This is a genomic window from Actinomadura rayongensis (assembly GCF_009831215.1).
Classification (GTDB): Bacteria; Actinomycetota; Actinomycetes; order Streptosporangiales; family Streptosporangiaceae; genus Spirillospora; species Spirillospora rayongensis.
In genome coordinates this window covers 193150-209278 of the sequence record NZ_WUTW01000003.1, presented here as the reverse complement: position 1 = coordinate 209278, position 16129 = coordinate 193150, and the positions used below count along the sequence as shown (strand labels likewise).

General features: G+C 76.0%; 14 protein-coding genes. 12 read left to right on the top strand and 2 right to left on the bottom strand.

What is annotated here, in order from left to right:
* The first annotated feature begins 3 nt into the window (after positions 1-3).
* The 12 genes from GQ466_RS30875 to GQ466_RS17790 all read left to right on the top strand — a co-directional run bounded on the left by GQ466_RS30875 (position 4) and on the right by GQ466_RS17790 (position 14348).
* Positions 4-309, top strand: a complete 306-nt coding sequence (locus GQ466_RS30875; RefSeq protein WP_337193521.1) for a PDGLE domain-containing protein — start codon at positions 4-6, stop codon at positions 307-309.
* A complete protein-coding gene (cbiQ, locus tag GQ466_RS17840; protein WP_161104099.1) occupies positions 310-1074 on the top strand; it encodes a cobalt ECF transporter T component CbiQ in 765 nt (254 codons plus the stop codon).
* Complete coding sequence (locus tag GQ466_RS17835; RefSeq protein ID WP_161104098.1) at positions 1071-1826, top strand: energy-coupling factor ABC transporter ATP-binding protein; 756 nt, start codon at positions 1071-1073, stop codon at positions 1824-1826. The genes cbiQ and GQ466_RS17835 overlap by 4 nt, the downstream gene beginning before the upstream one ends.
* Positions 1827-1912: 86 nt before the next feature.
* Entirely contained in the window at positions 1913-2848 is a 936-nt protein-coding gene (locus GQ466_RS17830) for an ATP-binding protein (protein WP_161104097.1), read from the top strand.
* Positions 2849-2904: 56 nt separating this feature from the next.
* Positions 2905-3657, top strand: a complete 753-nt coding sequence (locus tag GQ466_RS17825) for a hypothetical protein (protein WP_161104096.1) — start codon at positions 2905-2907, stop codon at positions 3655-3657.
* Between the two features lie 43 nt (positions 3658-3700).
* Positions 3701-4174 carry a ribose-5-phosphate isomerase gene (locus tag GQ466_RS17820; protein WP_161104095.1) on the top strand — a complete coding sequence of 158 codons (474 nt, stop codon included), beginning with the start codon at positions 3701-3703 and terminating at the stop codon, positions 4172-4174.
* Positions 4175-4369: 195 nt separating this feature from the next.
* Positions 4370-5536, top strand: a complete 1167-nt coding sequence (locus GQ466_RS17815) for a PP2C family protein-serine/threonine phosphatase (RefSeq protein ID WP_161104094.1) — start codon at positions 4370-4372, stop codon at positions 5534-5536.
* Between the two features lie 235 nt (positions 5537-5771).
* Complete coding sequence (locus GQ466_RS17810; protein ID WP_202420714.1) at positions 5772-6302, top strand: NADPH-dependent FMN reductase; 531 nt, start codon at positions 5772-5774, stop codon at positions 6300-6302.
* On the top strand, positions 6299-6826 hold the full coding sequence (locus GQ466_RS17805) for a flavin reductase (RefSeq protein WP_161104093.1): 528 nt from the start codon (positions 6299-6301) through the stop codon (positions 6824-6826). Before GQ466_RS17810 ends, GQ466_RS17805 begins: the two co-directional genes overlap by 4 nt.
* A 110-nt stretch (positions 6827-6936) precedes the next feature.
* The gene (locus tag GQ466_RS17800) at positions 6937-8340 is read left to right on the top strand and encodes a sensor histidine kinase (protein WP_161104092.1); all 1404 of its coding nucleotides are present in this window, start codon (positions 6937-6939) and stop codon (positions 8338-8340) included.
* Between the two features lie 15 nt (positions 8341-8355).
* On the top strand, positions 8356-9879 hold the full coding sequence (locus GQ466_RS17795) for a carboxyl transferase domain-containing protein (RefSeq protein WP_161104091.1): 1524 nt from the start codon (positions 8356-8358) through the stop codon (positions 9877-9879).
* Positions 9880-9995: 116 nt separating this feature from the next.
* Positions 9996-14348: a hypothetical protein gene (locus GQ466_RS17790; protein ID WP_161104090.1), complete on the top strand. Its 4353-nt coding sequence runs from the start codon at positions 9996-9998 to the stop codon at positions 14346-14348.
* On the opposite strand, the gene GQ466_RS17785 is transcribed toward GQ466_RS17790, so the two are convergent.
* Both GQ466_RS17785 and GQ466_RS17780 read right to left on the bottom strand, forming a co-directional pair.
* Entirely contained in the window at positions 14284-15207 is a 924-nt protein-coding gene (locus GQ466_RS17785) for an alpha/beta fold hydrolase (protein WP_161104089.1), read from the bottom strand. The two genes, GQ466_RS17790 and GQ466_RS17785, sit on opposite strands and share 65 nt — an antisense overlap.
* The gene (locus GQ466_RS17780) at positions 15204-16094 is read right to left on the bottom strand and encodes an alpha/beta fold hydrolase (RefSeq protein WP_161104088.1); all 891 of its coding nucleotides are present in this window, start codon (positions 16092-16094) and stop codon (positions 15204-15206) included. The genes GQ466_RS17785 and GQ466_RS17780 overlap by 4 nt, the downstream gene beginning before the upstream one ends.
* Positions 16095-16129: the final 35 nt, after the last annotated feature.

Below are 16129 nucleotides of genomic sequence, written 5' to 3'. Positions count from 1 at the left end.
ACTGTGAAGAACAAGCGCTTCCTGGTCGTCTTCCTGCTGGTGTCGCTCGCGCTGGCCGGGGTCGTCAGCTACTACGCCAGCTCCAGCCCGGACGGCCTGGAGAAGGTCGCCGCCGACAAGGGCATCTCCGCCAAGGAGAAGGACCACTCGCTCAAGGACTCGCCGTTCGCCGACTACGGCGTCAAGGGCGTCGGGAACGGGCGGCTGTCGGGCGGCCTCGCCGGGATCGCGGGCGTCGGCGTCGTGCTGCTCGTCGGCGGCGGGGCGTTCTGGCTCCTGCGCCGCCGCGCGCCCGCGCGGGACGCCTAGGTGGGCGCCGGGCACGCGCACCGGCTGTACGTGCCGGGGGCGTCGCCCGTCCACCGGCTGCCGCCGCAGTGCAAGATCGTCGCCGTCCTGGCGTTCGTGCTGGCCGTCGTCGCGACGCCGCGCGAGCGCGTGTGGGCGTTCGCGGCGTACGCGGTGCTGCTCGGCGCGGTCGCGGTGGTCGCGCGGGTGCCGGTGCGGCTCGTGCTGCGCCGCGTCGTCATCGAGGCGCCGTTCGTGGCGTTCGCGTTCCTGCTGCCGTTCGTGGCGGACGGCCCGCGCGTCGCCGTCCTCGGGCTTCACCTCAGCGAGAACGGCCTGTGGGGCGCCTGGAACATCCTCGCCAAGGGCACGCTCGGCGTCGTCGCGTCCCTGCTGCTCGCCGCGACGACCGAACCGCGCGTGCTGCTGCTCGGCGTCGAGCGGCTGCGGATGCCGCGCCTCATCACCCAGATCGCCGCGTTCATGCTCCGCTACGTCGACGTCGTGACCGCCGAACTCCAGCGGATGCGCGTCGCGCGGGCGGCGCGCGGGTTCCGGGCCCGTGACGCTCGGGCCACCCGCGTCCTCGCCCGCTCGCTCGGCGCGCTGTTCCTGCGGTCGTACGAGCGGGGCGAGCGCGTCCACCTCGCGATGCTCAGCCGGGGCTACTCGGGCCAGATGCCCGTCCTTGCGGACGTGGGCGCGACGCGGGCGCAGTGGACGGCCGCCGCCGCGCTGCCCCTGGCCGCCGCCCTGGTCGCGGCGGCTGCTTGGATCGTGGCATGACCCCGTCCCTGAAGGTGAGCGGCCTCGCCTACGCCTATCCCGACGGCACGCAGGCGCTCTACGGCGTGGACGTCACGATCGGGCGGGGGGAGCGGGTCGCGCTGCTCGGGCCGAACGGGGCGGGGAAGACGACGCTCGTCCTGCACCTCAACGGGATCCTGCACGGCGGGCTCGGCACGGTCGAGGTCGGCGGGCTGCGCGTCGACCCGAAGGACAAGAAGGCGCTGCGCGAGATCCGCCGCCGCGTCGGGATCGTCTTCCAGGACCCCGACGACCAGCTGTTCATGCCGACCGTCCGGGAGGACGTCGCGTTCGGCCCCGCCAACCTCGGCGTCCGGGGCGACGCGCTGGACCGGTGCGTCACGGTGGCGCTGGAGCGCGTCGGGATGGCGCACGTCGCCGACCGTCCGCCGCAGCACCTCAGCTTCGGGCAGCGCCGCCGCGTCGCGGTCGCGACCGTGCTGGCGATGGAGCCGGAGATCCTCGTGCTGGACGAGCCGTCGTCCAACCTGGACCCGGCGGGCCGCCGCGAGCTGGCCGAGATCCTGTTGAGCCTCGATGTGACCGTTCTCATGGTCACCCACGACCTGCCGTACGCCGCCGAGCTGTGCCCGCGCTCGCTGGTGCTGTCCGGCGGGGTGATCGCGGCGGACGCCCCGACGCCCGACCTGCTCGCCGACGACGCCCTGCTGCGCGCGCACCGGCTGGAGCTGCCGTTCGGGTTCGATCCTTCGGCGGTCCGGGCGCGCTAGCGGGTTCCGCTTGCCCCGGCACGCGGCGTTCGCAAGACTGACCCCTGGTAACCGGTAACGGTTTTCATTCCACCAAGGGGCACACCATGAAGATCGCGTTCGTCGGCAAGGGCGGCAGCGGCAAGACCACGCTGTCCTCGCTGTTCATCCGGCGGCTCGCCGCGCTCGGCCGGCCCGTCGTCGCCGTGGACGCCGACATCAACCAGCACCTCGGCGTCGCGCTCGGCCTCGACGACGACCGCGCCGCCAAGATCCCCGCGCTCGGCGACCACCTGCCCGAGATCAAGGACTGGCTGCGCGGCGCCAACCCGCGCATCGCGTCCGCCGCCGCGATGGTCAAGACCACGCCGCCCGGCACCGGCTCCCGCCTGCTGCGGCTGCGCGGCGACGACCCCGTCCACGCGCTCGGCCAGGACGTCGAGGGCGTCACGCTCCTCGCCACCGGCCCGTTCAACGACGACGACCTCGGCGTCGCGTGCTACCACTCCAAGACCGGCGCGGTCGAGCTGTACCTGAACCACCTCGTGGACGGCGCCGGGGAGTACGTCGTCGTGGACATGACGGCGGGCGCCGACACGTTCGCGTCCGGCCTGTTCACGCGCTTCGACCTGATGTTCCTGGTCGCCGAGCCCACCCGCAAGGGCGTCGGCGTCTACCGGCAGTACGTCGAGTACGCGCGGGACTACGACGTCGCGATCGCGGTCGTCGGCAACAAGGTCCAGAACGACGAGGACGTCGCGTACCTGCGCGCCAACACCGGCGACGACCTGCTGACGTGGGTCGGGCAGTCCGCCGCCGTCCGCGCGTTCGAGCAGGGCCGCTCCGGCGTCGCGCTGGAGGACGCCAACACCGCCGCGCTCGACGCGATGCTCGCCGCCGTCGACGCGCGCGGCAAGGACTGGGACGGCTACCTGCGCCAGGCCGTCCAGTTCCACCTGAAGAACGCCGAAAGCTGGGCGAACCGGGCGGTCGGCGCGGACCTGGCCGAGCAGGTCGACCCGGAGTTCCGGTACCCGGTCTGAACCGTGATCCGGGCACCCCTGTCGGCGGGGCGGACGCGGGATTACGCTTCCCGGGCATGACGTTCCGCCCCCCGGCCTCCCCGCCCGGCCCGCCCGCGCCGCGCGCCTTCCTCATCGGCCTCGCGACGGTGCTGCCGCTCGTCGTGCTGGCGGTCCTGTTCGGCAACCCGTGGTTCCGCGACTGGTGGTTCCGCCAGCACGAGTTCCGCAACGACTACCTTCAGCCGATCCAGTCGGTGTCGTTCCTCGACTGGGGATTCACGCGGTACGGCCAGCCGCCCATGGGCTACGTCGTCATCGACCTCTTCGGGACGCTCCTGGCGCTCGGCCTGACCGTCCTGCTGGCCGCGCTCGCCGGGCGGACGGTGGACCCGCGCCGGGGCGCGTTCGGCGCGCTCGTGTCGGGCTGGTGGGCCGCGCTCGTCGCGTGCGGCCTCGGCGGGTTCGTCAAGGGGCTCGCGACGTTCCAGTACGACGACCTGCCGGCGCCGGCGCGGCTCCTGTGGAGCGCCACCGAGTCGGGGCTGGCGTTCGGGTTCTTCTACGGCTGGCTCGGCGGCCTCGCCGCGCTGCTGGCCTTCCTGGTCGGCCGGGGCCGGACGCCGCGCGCCGCGGGTTACCCGGCCGGCGCCCCGTACGCCCCGCCTCCCGCGCCGCCCGCCGCCCCGTACGGGCCGCCGGGAGCACCGCCCGCGGCGCCGCCCGGGTGGGGCGGCCCGGGGACGCCGCCGCCGTACCCGCAGCCGGGCTGGGGCGGCCCGCAGCCGCCGCCCGCGCCGCGCGGCGACGGCCCGCCGCCGCCCGCCTGACCCGGGGACGGCCCGCGCCGGACCGCCTGCGACAATCTCCGGCATGCGCGTGTATCTGGGATGCGACCATGCCGGCTTCGAGCTGAAGGAGCACCTGCTCGCCTGGCTCAAGGCCAACGGGCACGAGGCCGTGGACTGCGGCGCCCTCGCCTACGACGCGGTGGACGACTACCCGCCGTTCGTGCTGCGCGCCGCCGAGCGGGTCGCCGCCGAGCCGGGCTCGCTCGGGATCGTCATCGGCGGTTCGGGCAACGGCGAGGCGATCGCGGCGAACAAGGTCAAGGGGATCCGGGCCGCGCTGGTGTGGAGCGACGCGACCGCGACCCTCGCGCGCGAGCACAACGACGCCAACGTCATCAGCCTCGGCGCGCGGCAGCACGACCTCGGCACGGCCACCCGGTTCGTGGAGCTGTTCCTCGGTACGGCCTACTCCGACGAGCCGCGTCACACGCGCCGGATCACGATGCTCGCCGAGTACGAGGAGACGGGCGAGCTGCCGCCGCTGCCCGGTGACTGACCGTCACGCGGCGTGACCGGGCCGGGCGCCGTCCGGGGTGATCCTGATCATGAGCGGGCCCGTCCCGCCGGGCGATCCGGCAGGTCAACGGGTCCGTGACGGGTGTGCGCACGCGATGACCGTTCCGTCACGGACGGTCATCGGTGCCGTGGAACCCCACCGTACGGGCCGGATGCTCGGTATCGTCTGCACGTCATGCTGCAACGACTGGTGCGCCACCTGCCGCTCCGGATCCGCACGCTCCTGCGCCGGATCCCGCTGCTGGTGCGCCTGTACCGGTGGACGCGCCAGGGCAAGCTGACGCGCGAACGGTACGTGTTCGTGGCGCTCGCGTTCCTGGTGCTCGCGATCGGGCTCGGCGGCGACTCACAGCAGCGGGCGACGTCCGGCGCGCTCGTGCTGATCGTCCTCGGCGGCGGGCTGCTGCTGAAGATCCGGACGGTCGTCGCGCTGCTCGGCGTCGTCGCGGCGGTGCTCGCCTACAACGCCTACGAGGCGTGGGACGACGGGCGCGGCCTCGGTCTCGGCGTCATCGCGACGCTCTCGATCACCGCCCTGCTCGCGCTGACGCTGGCGCGCACCCGCCAGCAGCTCGGCGTGCAGGGCCTGCGCGGCGACTCGATGCTGCTGGAGCTGCGCGACCGGCTGCGGCGGCAGGGCGAGATGCCGCGCCTCCCGGCGGACTGGGACGCCCAGGTCGTGCTGCTCCAGGCGGGCGGCTCGTCGTTCGGCGGGGACTTCGTGGTGTCGGCGCGCGACGGCGACAAGCTGGAGGTCGCGCTCGTGGACGTGTCCGGCAAGGGCACCGACGCCGGGACCCGGGCGCTCATGCTGTCGGGCGCGTTCGGCGGTCTTCTTGGATCGGTCCAGCCGGAGGGCTTCCTTCCCGCCTGCAACCGCTACCTGCACCGACAGGGCTGGGACGAGGGCTTCGTCACGGCCGTCCACGTGGAGATCGACCTGTCCACCGGCGCGTACACCGTCGAGTCCGCCGGGCACCCGCCGGCGGTGCAGTTCGACGCGAGCAGCGGCGAGTGGCAGGTCAGCCCGGCCAAGGGCGTCGTGCTCGGCGTGGTGCCGGAGATGGACTGCGTCCCCGACCACGGCACGCTGATGCCCGGCGACGCCCTGCTCCTCTACACCGACGGGCTCGTCGAGTCGCCCGGCAGCGACCTGGACGCGGGCATCGAGAACCTGCTCGGGCAGGCCGAGCGCCTGGTGCCCGAAGGCTTCGCGACGGGCGCGCGGGAACTCGTCCAGACGATGGCTGCGGCGCGCGACGACGACTGCGCGCTCGTCGTGATCTGGCGGACGTGGCCGCCGTCGCCCGCCGCCGGGAAACACGAGCATCTGGAAACGTGAACGTCATCTCGATGTTTCCGTCTGTGAACAACGGTCCGGCAGAGTAGTCATCAGTTCGGCAACCGCCCCGGACTCGTCGGATCCTCCTCGGCGCGCGAGTCCCCGGGCGGTTGGCGGCACCGAAGGAGATGCCCGCGCGAACGGCACCCCAGGGGTGGGAGGCGCCGTCCGCGCGGGCATCGGCCGTCCCATATTCCGATATAGCCGATTGACTTGGTAGGGATATTGCCCTCTAATGGGGGACGTGAGCTTCCTGGTCATCATCGGCAACCCCCGCCCGCACTCGCGCACCGCCACGGCCGCCGTCGCCGCGGCGCGCGCGGTCGCGGACGCGGCGGGCCTGTCCTCCGCCCCCGAGACCATCGACCTGTCGGACCTGGCCCCGCGGCTGCTGGCCGCCGACCCCGGTCCGGACGTCGCCGCCGCGCTGGAGCGCGTCGCCGCGGCGGACGTCCTGCTCATTGCCAGCCCCACCTACAAGGGCACCTACACCGGACTGCTCAAGTCCTTCCTGGACCGGCTGCCCGGCGGCGCGCTGACCGGCAAGGTCGCCCTGCCGCTGCTGGTCCTCGGCGCCCCGCAGCACGCCCTGGCCGTGGAAGTCCATCTGCGGCCCCTGCTCGTCGAGCTGGGCGCGACCGTCCCGACCCCGGGGCTCGCGCTGCTCGAATCCGACCTCGACCGGCTCGACTCCGTCACGGCGGAGTGGGCCGGACGGGTGGCCTCCGCCGCGCGGGGCGCTCTGCGCGCGGAGGCGTCCCGGTGACCGGGACGGCGACGGCACGGCCCGTCCCGGTCACCGGGGACTCTTTCCGCGACGCGCTCGCGCGGCACGCCGCCGGCGTGGTGGTGGTCACCGCCCGCCCCGACGGGGCCACGCCCGAAGGGCTCACCGCGACGTCCTTCACGTCCGTGAGCCTCGACCCGCCGCTCGTGTCGTTCTACGTCGCGGGGTCGTCCACGACGTTCCCGCGTCTGCGCCGGGCGGCGACGTTCGCCGTCAACGTGCTCCGGCACGACCAGGCCGACCTCGCGGCGCGGTTCGCCAGCCGCGACGTGGACCGGTTCGCCGCGCCGACGCGGTGGCGGCCCGGGCCGCAGGGCGAACCGCTGCTGGAGGACGTCGCGGTGCGGCTGCGCTGCGCCTGGCACAGCGTCCGGGAGATCGGCGACCACCTGCTCGTCGTCGGGCACGTCACCGGCGTCGAACTCGGCGCCGACGACGACCTTCCGCTGCTCTACCACCGGGGCCGGTTCGGGCGGTTCACCGCGCACCGGCGGCACCACTAGAGGTTTCCCCCCGGCGGCGACCGGAAAGATCTTGAAGACCGGTCGCAGGCCCCCCGGCGACGGTCGCGCGGACGAGCGCCCGCGCGGGTCCGAGCGGGGAGGCGGCGAGGATGCCCGAGCGCGGGCGGTGGCGGCGGCCGTCGCGGTGGTCGCTGGGGCCCCGCGTGACCGCCGTCGCGACCGGCCTGTTCCTGCTGTTCGGGGTCATCGGCGCGCTCCTGTTCTTCTTCGTGCTCAAGCAGGTCGTGTTCTCCAGCCTGCGCCGCCAGGGCGAGCACGCCGTCCGGGACGTGATCGCCGAGGCGCGGGCGCCGGGGACGCCCGTCCTCGGGTCCCGCCAGCTCGGCTTCTCGCTGCTGCAGATCGTGGACGAGCGCGGACGCGTCGTCGCGGCGAGCGCCCCGGCCGCCGGGCGTCCGGCGCTGACGACGGCCCGGCCGGACACGCCGGGCGGGCGCGTCCACAAGCTCGTGCGGATCCCCGGCTACGACCACCGCGTGTACGTCGTCGGCGCGTGGACGCGGGACGCCGCCGGACGGCCGCAGCTCGTCTACGCCGGGCTGCCCGTCCCGGTGCTCGACCTGGTCGGCGAGGTCATCGCGATCGAGATCCCGCTCTCGGTGCCGGTGATGGCCGTGTTCAACGGCTGGATGGTCTGGTACGCGGTGCATCGCGCGGTGCGTCCGGTGGGCCGGATGCAGCGGGAGCTGGCCGAGATCACCGGCGGACGGGAGGAGCGGCTGGTGACCGTCCCCGACACCGAGGACGAGGTCGCCGAACTCGCCACGTCCATCAACGTCACGCTGCACCGCCTGCACCGGGTGCTGGAGCGCCAGCGCGGCTTCGTCGCCGACATCTCGCACGAGCTGCGCAACCCGCTCACCGGATTGCAGGCCCAGCTCGAACTGGCGCTGGAGAGCCCCGAGGACGAGGACTGGCCCGGCGTCGCGCGGGCCGCGCTCGCCGACGCCGACCGGCTCCAGCAGCTCGTCTCGGACCTGCTGATCATGGCGAAGCTGGACGCGGGCGTCCCGCTGGACCGCGAGGACCTGGAACTCGGCGCGTTCGCGCGGGAGGAGGCCGAGCGGCGCAGGCGGCGGGTGCCGGTCGAGGTGGACGCCCGGGACGACGTCCACGTCCACGGGTCGCGGCACGCGCTCGCGCGCATCCTCAACAACCTGCTGGACAACGCGGCGCGGCACGCGGCGGAGCGGATCCAGGTCCGGGTGCGGGCCGAGGGCGGGGACGCGGTGCTGACCGTCCGCGACGACGGCGCGGGCATCGCCCCCGAGGACCGCGAGCGCGTGTTCCAGCGGTTCCAGCGGCTCGCCGAGAGCCGGCGGCGCGACAAGACCGGCAGCGGGCTCGGGCTGCCGATCTCCCGCGAGATCGCGGCGGCGCACGGCGGGACGCTCGTCGTCACCGGCGACGGGCTGCCGTCGGCGTCCGGGGAGGGGCGCGGCGCGTCGCTGGAGCTGCGGATCCCGCTGGCCGACACCCGCCGGGCGGACTGAACGCGCGGTCCCTTTATGCTCGGCGGACTGTCCGTGCGCCGGAGGGAGCCCGCGGTGAGCGAACGGGTCGGAGCCCGCGCGTTGCTGGACCGTGTCGTCACCGGATGGACGTCCTGGGACGAACCGCCGCGGGAGACCGCCCCGCCCGGCTCCCGGTACGCGGCGGACCTGGCGGCGGCGCGCGAGCGCAGCGGCTGCGACGAGGCCGTCCTGACCGGTGAGGGCCTGCTGCGCGAGCACCGGGTCGCGTGCGTGGTGTCGGAGTTCCGCTTCCTCGCCGGGTCCATCGGGATCGCGACGGCGGACCGGATCGTCGCGGCCGTCGAACGCGCGACCGCCCAGGGGCTGCCGCTGCTGGCCGCGCCGTCGTCGGGCGGGACGCGGATGCAGGAGGGCACGGCCGCGTTCGCGCAGATGGCCCGGATCACGGCGGCCGTCACGGCGCACCGCGCGGCGGGCCTGCCGTACCTGGTCTACCTGCGGCATCCGACGACGGGCGGGGTGTTCGCGTCGTGGGGGTCGCTCGGGCACGTCACGGCCGCCGAGCCGGGCGCGCTCATCGGGTTCCTCGGGCCGCGCGTCTACGAGGGCCTGTACGGCAAGCCGTTCCCCGAGGACGTCCAGACCGCCGAGAACCTGGCCGCGAAGGGCGTCGTGGACGCGGTCGTCCCGATCGACGACCTCGCCGACGTCGCGGCGTGCGCGCTGGACGTGCTCGCGGCCCGGCCGTCCGTCGCGGTGCCCCCGGCGCCCGACCCGACGCCGGTGCCCGCCGCGCCGGCGTGGGAGGCCATCGAACGGTCCCGGCGCCCGGACCGTCCCGGCGCGCGGGACCTGCTGCGGCACGGCGCGACGGCCGTCACGCCGCTGTCGGGCACCGGCCAGGGCGAGGCCGACCCCGGGCTGCTGCTCGCGCTCGCCCGGTTCGGGTCCGCGCCGTGCGTCGTCGTCGCGCAGGACCGCCGCAGCCAGCGCACCGGGCACCCGCTCGGCCCGGCCGGGCTGCGCGTCGCGCGGCGCGGCATGAACCTCGCCGCCGACCTCGGGCTGCCGCTCGTCACCGTCGTGGACACGCCCGGCGCGGTGCTGTCGGCCGAGGCCGAGGAGGGCGGGCTCGCGGGCGAGATCGCGCGCTGCCTCGCCGACCTGCTCACGCTGCCCGCGCCGACCCTGGCGCTGCTGCTCGGCGAGGGGACGGGCGGCGCCGCGCTCGCCCTGCTGCCCGCCGACCGGGTGCTCGCGGCGCGGCACGCCTGGCTCGCGCCGCTGCCGCCGGAGGGCGCGTCGGTGATCGTCCACCGGACGCCGGACCGTGCTGCCGAGCTGGCCGAGGCGCAGGGCGTCGGGGCCGCCGACCTGCTGCGCGACGGCATCGTGGACGCCCTGGTCGACGAGCGTCCCGACGCCGCCGACGAGCCCGTCGCGTTCTGCCTGCGCGCGGCGGCGGCCGTGGAGCGCGCGCTGACCGGGCTGGCGGCGGCGCCGCGCCTGCGCGCCGCCCGGTACGACCGCGCGGGGCGCCACGGACGCAGCCACTGACGGAGGCGGACGCGTCTGTCGGTGGCCCGGAGCCCCACGACGTCCGCGTTCGACGCGTGAGGCGCGGCTGACTGAAGCGGGCACGTCTGTCGGTGGCCGCTGCCATAATCCGCGACATGTCCGTCCCCCTGCCGCACGATCCGGGTGCGTCCACGCTCTACCTCGACTGGGCGAAGGCGCACGGCCACGACCACGCCGCCGCCGAGCGCCTGGTCGAGACGCTGCGCACCGGCCGCGTCCACCACAAGCCCCGCCGGTTCGTCGACGAGCTGGCTCGCGAGACGCGCGGCATGCCGCCCGACCACGTCCCGTGGTACTGGGACACGGTCGGGCACCGGCTGCTGGCCGCCGCGCCGCGCGCCGCCGGGGAGGCGTACGTCGCCGCGCGCCGGGCCGAGCGGGACGGCGCGCTGCCCGTCGACCCGGACTTCCGGCTCGCCAACGCGGCGCTGTTCGCCCGGTTCGGCGGGCTGCCCGCCGGCGAGGTCCGCGCCCTGCGGGACTGGCTGGCCGACGCGTACCCGGCCGACCGCGCGCACGAGCTGTTCGCCGGCCTGCTGCTGGCGTGGCGCGGGGCTCCGCCGCCCGCCGAGCTGCCCCGGCTCGTGCGCGCGTCCGCGCGGGCGGCCGGGCACGGCCCGGCCGAGGAGTCGCGGATTCTCGCGCACGTCCTCGCGGCCTGCGCGGGCACCGAGCTGTCGGACGGCCTGCTCGACCGGGCCGCCGCCGCGTTCGCCGCCGCCCCGCCCGAGGATCCGGTCGCGCTCGCGGGGCTGTTCCCGACGGGCGCCACCGACGGCGCGGCGTTCCTGCGGCTGCTGGACGCGGCGGGCACGCTCACCGCCCTCGCCGACGGCGCCGAACCCGAGGGCGGGCTCGCGGCGTGGCTCGGCGGGTTCCCGTTCCACTACTCGTTCGTCCGCGTCGCTTACGGCGGCATCACGCGGCAGCCGATGCCCGCCGAGCTGTTCGCGGCCGTCGAACGCCTCGCGCCCCGGCTCGCCTCGGGTGTGCCCGTCGTGCTGCACCGGTCCCGGTTCAACGGCGCGTCCAGCCTGGACGCGGACCTGCTCGACGCCTGCCTGGCGGCCGGGGTGCCGGTGATCGTCCCCGAGGGCCACCGGCTGACGGAGTGGGGCGCGGACTCGGTCCGGGACCTCAAGGCCGTCGCCGCGCACCCGGAGTTCGGGCCGCTGCTCGAACACACGCTGCGGTCCGGCCCCGGCACGGCCGTCACGCGGCTGCGGCCCGGCTCGGGCATCGAGGCGAGCGTCCACGCGCGGATCGAGGACCTGCTCGCCGCCGTCACGTCCGGCGGCGCCCGCGCGGCCGAGCAGGCGCTCGCCGAGCTGGACGGCGTCCTGGACACCCCGACGCTCGCCGCGCTGGACGGCACCGCCGCCGCCCTGTCCGCGCTGGACCTCACCGCCCCGCTGCTGCGCACGCTGCGCGCCGGGATCCCCGCCGAGCTGGCCTGGCCCGCCTTCGAGACGGCGGTCGCCGAGCTGGACGAGATCGCCGGGACGACCGCGACGTGGCCCGTCCTCACGCTGTTCGGCGGCGGGCGCGCGATCGCCGTGGGGCCGTCCGGACGGGTCGGCTCCTGCGCCTACACGCTGCCGGACGACGCCGCGATCCACACCGTCCACCACGCCGACGGCGACTTCCTCGTCGCCTGGACGTCCGACCGGTACGCGCCGCGCCGCGCGTTCTGGGCGAGCGACCCCGGCACGGTCGCCACGCTCGCGTCCGCCGACGCGCGCGGCGTCGCCGAGAGCGCCCACTCCGAGTACGGCGACGAGTTCGCCGTGCCCGGCGGCCGGTTCGACGGCAAGCACGTGCTGCGCCCCGGCGAGTTCCCCGGCATCGGCTATCCGGGGCGGCAGCTCGGCGACGGCGCCCGCGTGTGGGCCACGCACAGCAGCCCCCGCGCGCTGGACGACTACACGGCCTCGGACGGCGCGCCGCTCCCGTCCTTCTTCACCGCGCCGCGCGCCGGGTACGAGACCGAACCGCGCCTGGTGTTCCTCGCTCCGGCTGCGGACTCCCCGCTCGGCTCCGCGGACGGCCTCAGCGGGTCCCGCGTGCTCGTCCCCGAGGGCCGCGACCCCGACCACTACATCGTGGAGACGCTGGACGGGCGGTCGGCCCGGATCCCGTCCAGGCACATCGCGCCGTACCCGTTCGGGATCGCGTGGATGCCCGCCGACACCGTGCTCCAGCGCGGGCGCAAGACCGTGCGCGGCGTGGACCCCGCCGACGGCACGGTCCTGTGGGAGGTCCCGACGCCGCTGTACCCGCCGCCGCTGTTCTGGCACCTGCTCACGCCGCGCGACCCCGCGTCGTCGCGGGCGCTGCGGGCCGCCGACGCGTCCGCCGCCCGCGCCCTGCTCGACGGCGGCACCGTCCCCGGCGTCGACGATCCGGTGGTCGCGGCGATGGCCGCCGATCTCGCGGCCCGGCTGGCGTCCGCGCGCGACCGGCTGGTGCGGCGCGCGGAGGTCGTCGCGTCGGGCGTGCTCGTCCGGCCGCCCGCCGAGGCCGCCGACACCGCGCTGGTGCCCGCGCTGCGCGGCCTGGTCGTCGTGCGCGGCCCCGGCGCGCCGGACGGGCCGCCGTCGCCGCTGCCCGCCACGCTCACCGCGCTCGCCGCCGACGGGCGCTTCCTGGACGGCGCGGTCACCGACGAGGTCCGGCGGCTGAGCCGTCCCGCCGCGCCCTACGACTGGCCGGTGCTGCTCGGCGCGATCGGCGCGGTCGCGCTGCGCGCCGTGACGGCCGCGACGTCCGGCGACGACCGGGCCGCGCTCGTCGCGCTGCTGCGCACCTGGGCGGACACGCCGTTCGCGCGGCCCGGCGAGTGGCGGTACGGGTACGCGCGCTCGGCCGCGTCCGGGGACGGGACGGTCACGGTGGCGCCGCCGCGCTTCGTCCAGCGGGCGTCCGCGCCGCTCCCGGCGGACGCGACCAAGGTCGAGACGGCCGCCACCGGCGACGACGCCGTCTCGATCGCCCGCGTGCTGGACCTGCTCGCCGAGCGCGGCCCGGTGACGTTCGGGGACGCGGCGGCCGGGGAGTTCGCGCGCCGCACCGGCGTCCGCTCCGGCCTCGCCCGCTACGTCCTGGACGGCCTGCCGCGCCGCGCCGAGTTCGGCGGCGACCGGACGACGAGCGTCGAGGAGCACGAGAAGGCGCTGCGCTCCTACACCGGCTCCAAGACGGCGGCGCAGGAGGCCGAGACGCTGCTGCGGCGGCTCGGGCACGCCGGGCACCGCCGCGTCCTCGCCGCCGCGCTGCCGGACGACCCCGCCGAGCTGTGGACGCCGGACGGCGCCGTCGCCGCCGCCGGGCGCATGGCCGACGCGTGGACGGCCCTGCTCGGCGCCCGCCGCCCGGTGGACGAGAACCTCGCCGCCGAGCTGGACCGCGACCTCGGGCTGGACTCGTCCTGGGCCGCCGCGCTGGGCGACCCGTCGCCGCGCGCGGTGGAGGTCCCGGCGATGGTCCCGTCCGCGCGGCGCGGCGACCTCTGGTTGCGGGCCCTCACGCCGGACGGCACGCCCGGCCGTTACTACTACGGCCACCCGTACTTCGTGCTCGCGTCGGTGCTCGCGTGGGCGTGCTCGGAGCGGCCCGCCGGAGACACGGCCCTCGCCGGGCTCGCGGCCCTGCTCGACCAGCTGCACGCCACCGTCGCCGCGCCGGACCGGTTCGTCACGCTCGGCTCGCAGCGGATCGCGGGCGGGCGCGCGGTGCGGGCGGCGCTGTTCGGGCCCGACACGCTGACCGTCCCGGCGCACGAGTCCGACGCCGGGGACCCGGTCGAGGCGTTCGACGACGGCGTCCTGATCGTCGGCGCCGAGGAGAACTGGGTGCGCCCGCTGCTGCGCACGACCGCGCTGAACGACCCGGCCGCGCTCGCCGAGGAACTCCAGGTCTGCGCCGAGTACAAGCTGGACTCGCTGGCCTCCGACCTGCGCCGGGAGACGGCCCGGCTGAACGTCGCGGCACTGGTGGAACGGGCGCTGAACAGCCCGGTCCCGGCCGGACGGTACGAGAACGACCCGTCGGCGAGCGTCCCCGGCCTGGTCGCCGAGGTCGCGGCCGACCTCGGCGCGAGCCCGGACGCCGCCGCGCTCTACCTCCAGCTCCTCACGCTCGCGCATCCGACGGACAAGAACGTCCGCCGCTGGAACGGCTGGAAACCGGCCCGCCACACGGCCGCGCAGGAGGAGCTGGCGGCGCTCGGCGCGATCGTCGTGGAGAAGCGGCCACGGGCGCGGCGGACGGCGTTCGTCCCCGGCCCGTGGGCGGATCTCAAGTCCCCGGCGCTCCCGATGGAGGAACGGAAGCTGGAGCCGTACCTGCTGAAGGTGAACTACAAGAAGGAGGCCACCGGGCCGTTCATGCGGGTCCTGCCGCCGGTGCCCGTCCACGAGCTGTTCCACCGGGCGTGGGCGGATCGCTGAGCGCCGCGAAGAAGTCCAGCAGGTGCCCCGCCACCGCGTCCGGGGCCTCGGTGGCGGGGAAGTGGCCGACGCCTTCGAGGACCTTGACGCGCAGGTCGGCGGCGCGCGGCCCGAAGCCGGACATGCCCCGGACGGGCAGCAGCGGGTCCCGGTCGCCCGCGAGGACCAGCGTCGGGACGGTCAGCGGCGTCCGCCGGTACCGCCCGGCGAGGATCGCCGGGATCTCCCGCGCGGCCAGCCCCCGGTAGTAGCGGACGGTCGCGCGCACGCGTTCGGGGTCGTCGAACTGCCGCAGGTAGACGGCCCGGTCTTCGGGCGGCAGGGTGCCCGCCCGGTGGACCCAGTGCCGCAGCGCCCAGCGGGGGATCACCTCACCGGCGAACCGCGGGCCGGTCGCGTTGGCGAGGACGTGCCAGAGGCGCGCCCCGTCCAGCAGCGTGCCCGGCGTCGGCCGGGTGAACGGGTTCGCGGTGTTGATCGCGACGAGCCCCCGCACGCGGCCGGGGTGCCGCAGCGCGACGAGGTAGGCGGCGAGCCCGCCCCAGTCGTGCCCGACCAGCGCGAACCGCCGCACGCCGAGCCGGTCGAGGAGGCCGAGCACGTCGCGGGCCATCACGGCGGGCCGGTAGCCGCAGCTCGGCGCGTCCGTCCAGCCGAGGCCGCGCAGGTCCGGGCAGACGACCCGGTGGTGTTCCGCGAGGCGGGGGAGGACGTGCCGCCATTGCCACCAGTGCTGCGGCCAGCCGTGCAGCAGGACGAGCGGGTCGCCCGCGCCCGCGAGCGCCACGTGCGTGCGCAGGCCGCCGACGTCCACGAACGTGTGCTCGACGCCCGGGACGTCCGGGAGCGGCGCGGTCACCGGACCTCCGCCGCCGTCCGGTCGAGGAATCCGGTGATCGCGGCGGCCAGCGGCCCCGGCCGGTCGACGGGGGAGAACGTGCGCGCGCCGGCGATCCAGGTGAGCCGCGCGTCGGGGAAGTCCCCGGCCAGGCGCTCGGCGTCGCGGGCCGGGAAGAACCGGTCTTTTTCGGACCAGGCGATGAGCACCGGCCGGTCGAAGTCCTTGAAGCGGGCCGCCGCCGCGCGGGTGTGGCGCGGGTGCAGGCCGCGCAGCACGCGGCGCAGGTCGGCGCGGACGGCCGGATCGACGCGCGCGGGCGTCACGAACGAGTCGCCGACCTCGGGGCTGAGCGGCACGCTCGTCAGCCAGCCGTAGGCGAGCGGCATCCGCCGCAGCGCGCGCACCCGCAGCGTCCCGGCCAGCGCGGCGAGCGCGCCGGGCACCGCGGCGGCGGCCCTGAGGAACGCGAACGCCTTCGGCGGGAACCGGTCGTGGGAGTCGCACGAGGTAAGGACGAGCCGCGCGACGAGGTCGGGCCGCGTCACGGCGGCGATCTGGCACACCGCGCCGCCGCTGTCGTTGCCGACGAGCGTGACCGGCCCGAGCCCGAGGTCCTCGATCACGCCGATGAGCAGCGCGGCGAGGCCGGGCGGGGTGAGGTCGGCGTCCGGCGCGGCGACGGTGTGCGACCCGAACGGCAGGTCGACGGTGACGCACCGGTGCCCGGGCGCGACGAGCGGCACGACGCCGGCCCAGAGGTTGGCGTTGACGAGCAGGCCGTGGACGAACACGACCGGCGCGCCGTCCCCGGTCTCGAACACGGGCAGCCGCGCGGCCGGCAGGTCGATCTCGCGGCGGGTCCCGAGGGCGGGGTCGCGCCAGGTCCCGTACGTGGTGGACGTCATCCGGACCAGCTCCCTGGTTGAAAGAATGGGCGTGC

Excerpts from the sequence above, each read along its gene's own strand:
- GQ466_RS17835 (WP_161104098.1), top strand. The coding sequence starts at position 1,071 with ATGACCCCGTCCCTGAAGGTGAGCGGCCTCGCCTACGCCTATCCCGAC.
- GQ466_RS17800 (WP_161104092.1), top strand. The coding sequence starts at position 6,937 with ATGCCCGAGCGCGGGCGGTGGCGGCGGCCGTCGCGGTGGTCGCTGGGG.
- GQ466_RS17790 (WP_161104090.1), top strand. The coding sequence starts at position 9,996 with ATGTCCGTCCCCCTGCCGCACGATCCGGGTGCGTCCACGCTCTACCTC.
- GQ466_RS17795 (WP_161104091.1), top strand. The coding sequence starts at position 8,356 with ATGCTCGGCGGACTGTCCGTGCGCCGGAGGGAGCCCGCGGTGAGCGAA.
- GQ466_RS17810 (WP_202420714.1), top strand. The coding sequence starts at position 5,772 with ATGGGGGACGTGAGCTTCCTGGTCATCATCGGCAACCCCCGCCCGCAC.
- GQ466_RS17815 (WP_161104094.1), top strand. The coding sequence starts at position 4,370 with ATGCTGCAACGACTGGTGCGCCACCTGCCGCTCCGGATCCGCACGCTC.
- GQ466_RS17825 (WP_161104096.1), top strand. The coding sequence starts at position 2,905 with ATGACGTTCCGCCCCCCGGCCTCCCCGCCCGGCCCGCCCGCGCCGCGC.
- GQ466_RS17830 (WP_161104097.1), top strand. The coding sequence starts at position 1,913 with ATGAAGATCGCGTTCGTCGGCAAGGGCGGCAGCGGCAAGACCACGCTG.
- GQ466_RS17780 (WP_161104088.1), bottom strand. The coding sequence starts at position 16,094 with ATGACGTCCACCACGTACGGGACCTGGCGCGACCCCGCCCTCGGGACC.
- GQ466_RS17820 (WP_161104095.1), top strand. The coding sequence starts at position 3,701 with ATGCGCGTGTATCTGGGATGCGACCATGCCGGCTTCGAGCTGAAGGAG.